The organism is Streptomyces sp. NPDC051662, assembly GCF_040681655.1.
In the GTDB taxonomy this organism is placed as follows: Bacteria; Actinomycetota; Actinomycetes; order Streptomycetales; family Streptomycetaceae; genus Streptomyces.
In genome coordinates this window covers 74,459-82,626 of record NZ_JBFAZD010000034.1, presented here as the reverse complement: position 1 = coordinate 82,626, position 8,168 = coordinate 74,459, and the positions used below count along the sequence as shown (strand labels likewise).

9 protein-coding genes are annotated in these 8,168 nt (G+C 67.9%); 4 read left to right on the top strand and 5 right to left on the bottom strand.

Annotated features, from left to right (window positions below):
* Positions 1-890: 890 nt before the first annotated feature.
* Both AB0M67_RS36445 and AB0M67_RS36440 read right to left on the bottom strand, forming a co-directional pair.
* Positions 891-1,136 (bottom strand): hypothetical protein, encoded by a 246-nt coding sequence (locus AB0M67_RS36445; protein WP_365751896.1) that lies wholly within the window; start codon positions 1,134-1,136, stop codon positions 891-893.
* Positions 1,133-1,579: an ATP-binding protein gene (locus tag AB0M67_RS36440; protein WP_365751895.1), complete on the bottom strand. Its 447-nt coding sequence runs from the start codon at positions 1,577-1,579 to the stop codon at positions 1,133-1,135. The genes AB0M67_RS36445 and AB0M67_RS36440 overlap by 4 nt, the downstream gene beginning before the upstream one ends.
* Before the next feature lie 262 nt (positions 1,580-1,841).
* On the opposite strand from AB0M67_RS36440, the gene AB0M67_RS36435 reads away from it, so the two are divergent.
* Both AB0M67_RS36435 and AB0M67_RS36430 read left to right on the top strand, forming a co-directional pair.
* A complete protein-coding gene (locus AB0M67_RS36435; RefSeq protein ID WP_365751894.1) occupies positions 1,842-2,732 on the top strand; it encodes a helix-turn-helix transcriptional regulator in 891 nt (296 codons plus the stop codon).
* Positions 2,729-2,908: a DUF397 domain-containing protein gene (locus AB0M67_RS36430; protein WP_365751892.1), complete on the top strand. Its 180-nt coding sequence runs from the start codon at positions 2,729-2,731 to the stop codon at positions 2,906-2,908. Before AB0M67_RS36435 ends, AB0M67_RS36430 begins: the two co-directional genes overlap by 4 nt.
* Before the next feature lie 9 nt (positions 2,909-2,917).
* Here AB0M67_RS36430 and AB0M67_RS36425 read toward each other — a convergent pair whose 3' ends face one another.
* Together AB0M67_RS36425 and AB0M67_RS36420 are read right to left on the bottom strand one after the other, a co-directional pair.
* Positions 2,918-3,850 carry a serine hydrolase gene (locus AB0M67_RS36425; RefSeq protein WP_365751890.1) on the bottom strand — a complete coding sequence of 311 codons (933 nt, stop codon included), beginning with the start codon at positions 3,848-3,850 and terminating at the stop codon, positions 2,918-2,920.
* Positions 3,851-3,982: 132 nt separating this feature from the next.
* The gene (locus AB0M67_RS36420) at positions 3,983-5,014 is read right to left on the bottom strand and encodes a Bro-N domain-containing protein (protein ID WP_365751889.1); all 1,032 of its coding nucleotides are present in this window, start codon (positions 5,012-5,014) and stop codon (positions 3,983-3,985) included.
* A 143-nt stretch (positions 5,015-5,157) separates the two neighbouring features.
* Between AB0M67_RS36420 and AB0M67_RS36415 the strand changes: the two genes are divergently transcribed.
* Together AB0M67_RS36415 and AB0M67_RS36410 are read left to right on the top strand one after the other, a co-directional pair.
* Positions 5,158-5,841, top strand: coding sequence for a GntR family transcriptional regulator (locus AB0M67_RS36415; RefSeq protein ID WP_365751888.1), 684 nt, complete (start codon positions 5,158-5,160; stop codon positions 5,839-5,841).
* Positions 5,838-7,139 carry an MFS transporter gene (locus AB0M67_RS36410; RefSeq protein ID WP_365751887.1) on the top strand — a complete coding sequence of 434 codons (1,302 nt, stop codon included), beginning with the start codon at positions 5,838-5,840 and terminating at the stop codon, positions 7,137-7,139. Before AB0M67_RS36415 ends, AB0M67_RS36410 begins: the two co-directional genes overlap by 4 nt.
* 116 nt (positions 7,140-7,255) lie before the next feature.
* Here the strand turns inward: AB0M67_RS36410 and AB0M67_RS36405 are convergent, their stop codons facing one another.
* Positions 7,256-8,080 carry a maleylpyruvate isomerase family mycothiol-dependent enzyme gene (locus AB0M67_RS36405; RefSeq protein ID WP_365751886.1) on the bottom strand — a complete coding sequence of 275 codons (825 nt, stop codon included), beginning with the start codon at positions 8,078-8,080 and terminating at the stop codon, positions 7,256-7,258.
* Between the last annotated feature and the right edge of the window lie 88 nt (positions 8,081-8,168).

Below are 8,168 nucleotides of genomic sequence, written 5' to 3'. Positions count from 1 at the left end.
GCTGCGCCGATTGCGCTTCGCTTCACCCTGGACACCCAACCCTCCACCGCAAGTGCAGCTTTGAGGGGGGCGGCCCGGGGGGAGGGGTCCCCGGGAAAGCACCCATGTGCTGGGGGCCGGGTCCCGGCCTCGGGTCGGTGGGTGGGGGCGCGGGAGTGGAGTGGGGCGACCCGGCACCGGCTCAGCGTCTGACCCCCGTGGGCGGCTGGGATTCATGCCCCGCTGGTGGGGGTGTGTGGGTGGTGGGGTGGCTGTGACTCCTGAGGTGCTGATTGGGCCGGTCCAAGGAGGTGATGTGTCGTGGGGACGACTTAACCGAACTCAGGACGCATCACCTGCCCGAGGACCTCGGAATGGCCCGCCAAACTGGGACATAGGGGGTGGGTGGCAGGTCCGTCCGCCTCGGCTGACAGGTGCACCCGTCAATGGACTGTCACCAGCGGGGCATGAGTCCCAACACCCCACCCACATCAGCCCGCTGAACCGGAGCCGGGCCGCCCCACTCCACTCCCGCGCCCCCACCCACGACCCGAGGCCGGGACCCGGCCCCCAGCACATGGGTGCTTCCCCGGGGACCCCTCCCCCCGGGCCGCCCCCCTCAAAGCTGCACTTGCGGTGGAGGGTTGGGTGTCAAGGGTGGAGCGCAGCGGAATCGGCGCAGCCGACGCGACGTAGGAGCGCCCTTGACGCCCAACCCGGAACCGCGAAACTCAAAGATCAGGGGCGGCCCCCACCCGCATCCACACCTTCCGGCCCACCCCGACTACCCCTCGGCACGAACCCACACCCGAAGTCGAACCGCCACCAGCGGGGCATGAATCCCAGCCCCTTCCCGACCGTCAGTCGCTTTGCCGGTGCCGGGCCACCCCACTCCACTCCCGCGCCGCTCCTCACCTCCCCCGGCGTCCGCGTGCGTGCCTGCGCGGGAGTTCGGAGGCGCGGAGCGTGATGTGGATCGGTTCCCGGTGGCAGTAACAGGTGTACGTGTACGCCTCTTCGGCGGCTGCCGGGGCCTGGGGTGGCTCGTGCTCGGGGCGCCAGGTCGCCGCGTACAGAATGCCGATGACCAGCACGATGAGGCTGATGGCGAGCGCGACGACGCCCCACAGGGCTCTGTCTGTGACGGGATCGATCACCGCGCGGTGCCCGTCCGTACGTCGAGCTCGGCATAGACGGTCTTGCCGACGCTGCGGGGCTGGGTGCCCCAGCGGTCCGCGAGCTGCGTGACGATGTGCAGTCCCCGGCCGAAGCATTCGTCGTCCTCGGCGATGCGCAGGCTCGGCAGCCGTTCCCCGCGCGGGTCGCTGACCTCGATACGGAGAGTTTTGGGCCGGAGGGTGGTCCGTACCTGGAAGAGACGGTCGCGCAAGCTGCCGTGCAGCAGGGCGTTGGTGGCGAGTTCGCTGACCACCAGGGCGGTGGACCAGGCGAGTTCGGGGTGCCCCCACTCAGTGACAAGCCTCGTGGCGCGCCGCCGCGCGAGGCTGACGCTGCCGGCGGTGGGGGTGTAGTTCAGCCGGTCCTCCTGGAGAACCGGGGAGAACTCGGGTTCGGACGCCTCTTGTTGGGCTGAGGTCATGGACGCGCACCTTTCCGTGTGCGGCGGGTCTGCCCACACGTGGTGCGCATGGCAGTGGCGATGCCGCGGGCTGCTCTGGCGCAGGGCAGGGCGGTGCACTTCCACCAAGTTGGCGCCGCAGTGCGAGCGGTCGAGTGCTGAACGTAACCGCGTCGGTAACTTGAGAGCAAGATTCCTGGGGAATATATTCCCCGGATGGGTGACGGGGGGCAGTTGAAGGGCACGGACTGCAACACTGTTCGCAAGTCAGCAGGAGGGCGATATGGCGACATCCGGAGCGCGCGCGAATGGCAACCGAGCTTCCACGGTGCTTGGCCGCAGGTTGGGTGGCGAGCTACTCGCTCTGCGAGTGGCTGCGGGCAAGACGCAGCAGGAAGCGGCCCAGATACTGAGCGCGACCGCGACGAAGATCGTCAAGATGGAGCGTGGCTGGGTTCCTATGCGGGATCCGGACATCAAGGCGCTGTGTCAACTGTATGAAGTAAAGGACCCCGAGGCCGTCAACCGGATGCTGGAACTGGCGAAGACGGACCGGGAGCGACGCAAAGTGAAAGGGTGGTGGAACGACACTCCCACCATCGCCACCCAAGTCGAGTACATCGAGATGGAGGACGGAGCGCACAGGGTCAGACAGTGGCAACTGGCGCTCATCCCAGGGCTCTTCCAGACACCGGAATACGTTCGCGCAATGTGCGTCGCGGACATGTCCTGGGATGACATCGACCGTATTGAGGACGTGGTCACGGGACGGGCGAAGCGTCAGGAGCGGCTGTACGGTGAGCAACCGCTGCGGATCCACGCGGTGATTTGGGAGGGGGCGCTCCGGCAGTTGATGGGTGGACCGGAGGTGATGAGTCGGCAACTCGCACACCTTTGTGAGCTGGCAGAACTCCCGAATGTTCAGATTCAGGTGCTGCCTTTCCGGGCTGGTGCGCACCCATGCAGCGGTGGCCCCTTCAACATCCTCTCCTTCGGGGAGGATGAGGCTGTGGACGTCGTGCACATGGACGCCCTTGGGTCCACGATCTGGATTGAAAACGCTGAGGAGAGTGCCGTTTTCGCTACGCTCTTCGACCGAGCGGCCAGGGCGAGTCTGTCGCCCTACGACTCCGTCCGGTTCATTAACAGCATTAGCAAAGGATTGAGCAAGTGATGTTGTTTCAGTTCAAGAAGTCGAGCTACAGCGCCGCGTCCAACGACTGCATCGAGGTCGCCCTCAACCTCCCCGGAACCGTCGCCGTCCGTGACTCCAAAGACTCAGCCGGCCCGGTACTGCTCCTCGCCCCCGCCGCATGGGAGGCGTTCCGGGCCGGCCTGCTCAAGTCGTAGGACCCTGGATCAGTCCCGCTGCGCGTCCGCCGGGAGCGTCCGCAGCTTCATCGTCTTCGCGGTCGCCGTCCCGAAGCCGTAGTCCAGCAGCTTCGCCGCGTCCTTGTAGCGGTCGGGGCCGTTCAGGACGACGCCCACGAGGGTCTTGGTGCCACGCGTGGCGGCGAAGACCAGGCAGGGCCCCGCGGCCGTGCCGGTGCCGGTCTTGATGCCGATGGCGCCCTTGTAGGAGCCCAGCAGCTGATTCGTCTGGTACCAGGTGTAGGTGCGCGTGCCGCCGGTGCTGGTCGGCGCCGTGCTCTTGTACGAGGTGGCCTTGACGACCGCGCGGAAGTTGGAGTTCTTCATCGCGTACTGGGCGATCTTGGCGAGGTCGCGCGGGGTGGTGTAGTTGTTCCCGGCCTGCGATATGCCGTCGAAGGAGTCGAACTTGGTGTTCTTGAGCTTGAGTTCGACGGCCTTCGCGTTCATCTTCGCGATGAACGACTTGGTGCGGGCGGCGTTGGTGGAGCCGGTGCCGAAGGTGTCGGCGAGGGCGTAGGCCGCGTCGCAGCCGGAGGGCAGCATCGTGCCGTACAGCAGCTGCCGCACGGTGACCTTGTCGCCGGTCCGCAGATCCGCCGTGCTCGCGCCCTCCTTGGCGACGTAGTCGCGGTAGGCCTGCTTGACGGTCACCTTGCGGTTGAGGTCGACGCCCTTGGTGCTGAGCACCACGGCGGCGGTCATGATCTTCGTCGTGCTCGCCATCTGGCGCCTGGTGTCGGCGGTCTTGCTGTAGACCGTCGCACCGGACGCGTTGTTGAGTACGAACCCGCCCTTGCCGCTGATGGACGGCGCGGTGGCCGCCTGAGCGGGTGAGGCCAGGGCCGAGACGGCCATGAGCGCGCCGGCGGTGAGGGAGATCACGGCGGCTCTGCGCGCGCCCGGGAGGCTGGGTATCAAGAGAAACGCTCCGAATCCGCGAATGCGAGGGAAAGCACCGAGTGGGGCCGTCTTGGGAAAGGGGCCCCAATAGATGACGCACGAGCGGACCGAAGGGATGCACGTGATACGTGAGGGAATCGGTGATTCAGGTCATGAAGGCTCCGGCTCGGATCGCCGTGGTGGGTCGGTACGGCCCCGCAGCACATAGACCGGTGAGCCGTCCGGGGCCCCGCCCCGCGCCTCGATGCACGCGTGCTTCCGCATGAACCGCAGGCACTCGTTCACCCGGCGGACCGACAGGCCCGTCCTGGCCGCGATGGTCTCCAGCGGCTGGCGCGACTCCCCCTCTTCGGCGAGCGCCGGGGCGATGGTGACGGCGACGGCCCAGACGTCCTCCGTCACGGACATCCGCGTCCTCCAGTCGGCGAGGATCGTCTCGGCGGTGGGGCGCGGGGGCTGGGCGGCCGGTGCCGGGGCGGTGGCCGCCGAACGTTCGGTGAGCAGGCCGTCGAGGCGGTCCGCTATCCGCTCCATCGCGCGCGCGGTGGCCTGATGCGCCGCGAGCGCCTCACGCTGAGTGGCGAGCGATTCGCGTCGTAACGCGAGGGATTCACGCTGTACGTACGCGAACTCCTCGTCCATTCGAACGTTCCGCTCTTCGAGACGGACGATCGCGTCGGCGACCTGTTCGGGCAGCGCGTACGACACGGGTGCCGTCGGCCCCGCCACTACCGCCGTCGCCGCCGGACCGGCCGGCTCCGTTCCGGCTTCGGGGAACGTGTAGGAACCCTCCCGCTGGACCGTCAGGATGACCTCGGTGACCCACTCCTTGAACGGTCTGCACGAGACTTTCGTGCACCCGTTGACGAGAAGAATCAGTCCCTTCAGGTCGATGAGTTGCAAGTCTCGACGCCACTCTCTACCTGCGGGAATGCTGAGACTGTGTCCCCCAGTCACAGTCTCAAGAAAGTCTCGATGGCTCTCCGGGACATGGTCGAGAAGTGCCTTTCTCGTCGTCGTGTACCCAAGCTGCTTGCACACGTCCCCCGCCGGGAACCAGTGACTCCCGTCCGGCATCGTCAGCCGCCGGATCCGGAAGCCCGTCGCCCCGTAGACGAAGTCGTTGATGTCGATCGCCTCGCGCTGTGCGGGTCTGTTCGACTGCCCGCTGGGTCCGTTCATACGAACCACCTCCTTGGCGGAACGTAAAGCGGAGCAAATCGAATATGCCAGCGTGCACAGGCAGATTCATCACTCTGGGTGACTCGCGTCCGAATCCCGGACGCGGCATGCTGTTGCACCTGTGTTGTATCTAAGCTGTGCGCATGCCGCCCGCTCCTGCCCCCGCCCCTGCCGCTCCCGACGCCCCCGTGAAGCAACCGCCCGCCGCGGACCGCGTGTACAGCCATATCAAGGAAGCCGTACTCGACCGCCGTTTCGAAGGCGGCACCCTGCTGACCGAAGGTGAGCTGGCCGAAGCCGTCGGGGTGTCTCGTACGCCCGTGCGGGAGGCGTTGCTCAAGCTGGAGGTCGAGGGGCTGATCAAGCTCTATCCGAAAAAGGGCGCCCTCGTGCTCGCCGTCTCCGCGCAGGAGATCGCGGATGTCGTCGAGACCCGGCTGCTGGTCGAGGAGTTCGCGGTACGGAAGGCCGTGCCCGCGTCCGCGCGGTTGATCGCGCGGCTGGAGGAGGTGCTTGAGGAGCAGCGGCGGCTGGCCGAGGACGGGGATCTCGGCGCCGTCGCCGTCGCCGATCGGTGCTTCCACGCCGAGATCGTGCGCCACGCGGGCAACGAGATCCTCTCCAAGCTCTACGACCAGCTCAGGGACCGTCAGTTGCGGATGGGCGTCGCCGTACTCGAAGCGCACCCCGACCGCATCGCCAAGAACATCACCGAGCACACCGAGATGCTCGACGCCATCAGAACCGGCGACGCGGACGGTGCCGCGCAGTGTGTGCGCCGGCATGTCAGCCGGGTCAAGGTGCTGGTCCGGGGTGAGGCCCGGTGAGCGCCGCCTCGGTCAGCCTCCCCGGCGATCCACCCGGCGGGCGCCGTGCCACCTGGATATGGGGCATAGGCGTCGCCGTCTACTTCGTCGCCGTCATCTTCCGCACGAGCCTGGGCGTGGCCGGCCTCGACGCCGCCGACCGCTTCGGGGTCAACGCCTCGGCCCTGTCGACGTTCTCCATACTTCAGCTGCTCGTGTACGCGGGCATGCAGATACCCGTCGGCCTGATGGTCGACCGGCTCGGCACCAAGAAGGTGCTGACCATCGGCGTCGTGCTGTTCACCGTCGGGCAGCTCGGCTTCGCGCTCTCCCCCTCGTACGGCACCGCCCTCGTCTCGCGCGCGCTCCTCGGCTGCGGTGACGCGATGACCTTCATCAGCGTGCTGCGGCTCGGCACCCGCTGGTTCCCCGCCCGGCGCGGGCCGATGATCGCCCAGGTCGCCGCGCTCTTCGGGATGGCGGGCAATCTCGTCTCCACCATCTTCATCTCCCGCACCCTGAACGGTCTCGGCTGGACCACGACCTTCGCGGGCAGCGCGCTCGCCGGGGTCCTCGTCCTCGTACTGCTGCTGCTCTTCCTCAAGGACCACCCGGAGGGCCACGAGCCGCCGCCCGCCGAGCACGCGGGGGCCGCGTACGTACGGAAGCAGATCGCCGAGTCCTGGCGTGAACCCGGTACCCGGCTGGGGATGTGGGTGCACTTCACCACCCAGTTCCCGGCGATGTTCTTCCTGCTGCTGTGGGGGATGCCGTTCCTCGTCGAGGCGCAGGGCCTGTCCCGCGCCGTCGCGGGTGAACTGCTCACTCTGATCGTGCTGTCCAACATGGTCGTCGGGCTGGTCTACGGGCAGGTCATCGCCCGCCATCACGCGGCCAGGGCGCCACTGGCCCTGGGCACCGTCGGGGCGTCGGCGCTGGCCTGGGCGGTGACGATCGTGTACCCCGGCGACCATGCCCCCATGTGGCTGCTGATCACGCTCTGCGCGGTCCTGGGCGCCTGCGGGCCCGCGTCGATGATCGGCTTCGACTTCGCCAGGCCCGCGAACCCGCCGGAGCGTCAGGGCACGGCCTCCGGAATCGTCAACATGGGCGGTTTCACAGCCTCGATGACAACGCTGTTCGCGGTCGGCGTCCTGCTGGACGCGACCGGCGACAACTACCGGATCGCGTTCTCGACCGTCTTCGTTCTCCAGGCGATCGGGATCGCGCAGATCCTGCGGCTGCGGAACCGCACCGCGCGCCGGGAGCGGGAGCGGCTGGTGGCGAGTCGGGTGGAGGCCGTGCACGTACCGGCGTGACGCCTACGGACGTACCCACGTAACGCCTACGGACGCACCCGCGTGACGCGTACGCGCATACCGGCGTGACGCGTACGTACGGGCCGGGCCCGGTACTGCCGCCGTGCCCGGCTCCGCTACGGCGTGACCGCGAACTCCCGCAGAATCGCGTCGGCCAGATCGAGATCACCGTCGACCTTGACGCGATCCGTCACCGCCGCCGGCCGCACCCGTCCGCACGCCAGCCGGAAGTACGTCTCCCAGTCCGTCGCGAGCGTCACCAGGGGGCCGAGCGAGGGGGAGCCGTCCACCGAACCGCGTCCGTCGGCGTTCACCCTGACCGTACGGAGGAACTCCACCGGCCCGCTGACATCGATGACGACCGCCGAGTTCGGCGGCGCGCCCGCCTTCTTGGCGACGACCTTCGGCAGCGCGGCAAGCAGCACATCGCGGGTGACCACCGCGCCCGGTGAGTCCAGGTTGCCGGGCCGGTTCAGCGTGGTGCGCAGATCCTGCTCATGCACCCAGATGTCGAACGCCCGCGCGCGCATGGCGGCTTCGAGGGTCCACTCGGCGCCCAGCGGGGCGCGGACCATGGTGTCGGGGGAGCGGTTCTCGTTCCGCAACTGCCGGTTGCGGCGGATGATCGTGTACTCCAGTTCGGAGGTCATCTCCGGCGCCGTGTGGTGGCGCCGTACGTCGACCTGCATCTCCATGTAGCGGGTGTGGTCGTCCCGTACGTGGTAGAGGTCGCGCGGCAGCGAGTGGATGGGCCGCGGGTCCCCGAGCATCTCGCATTCCAGGCCGATGACATGCGAGACGATGTCTCGTACGGACCAACCGGGGCACGGTGTGCGGCGGTTCCATTCGCCCTCGACGAGCGGCTGCACCAGCTCGGCTATGGCCTCGATGGAGTGGGTCCAGGCATCGGCGTAGTTTTGAAGGCTGGGATGGACGGTCACGGGACCCCTCGGCGGTTCTGCGGTACGCGGGCTGGCTTGCTGGCGGGCGGGCTGCGGGCTGCGTGGGAGGTTTGGCAGCTAAGTTACG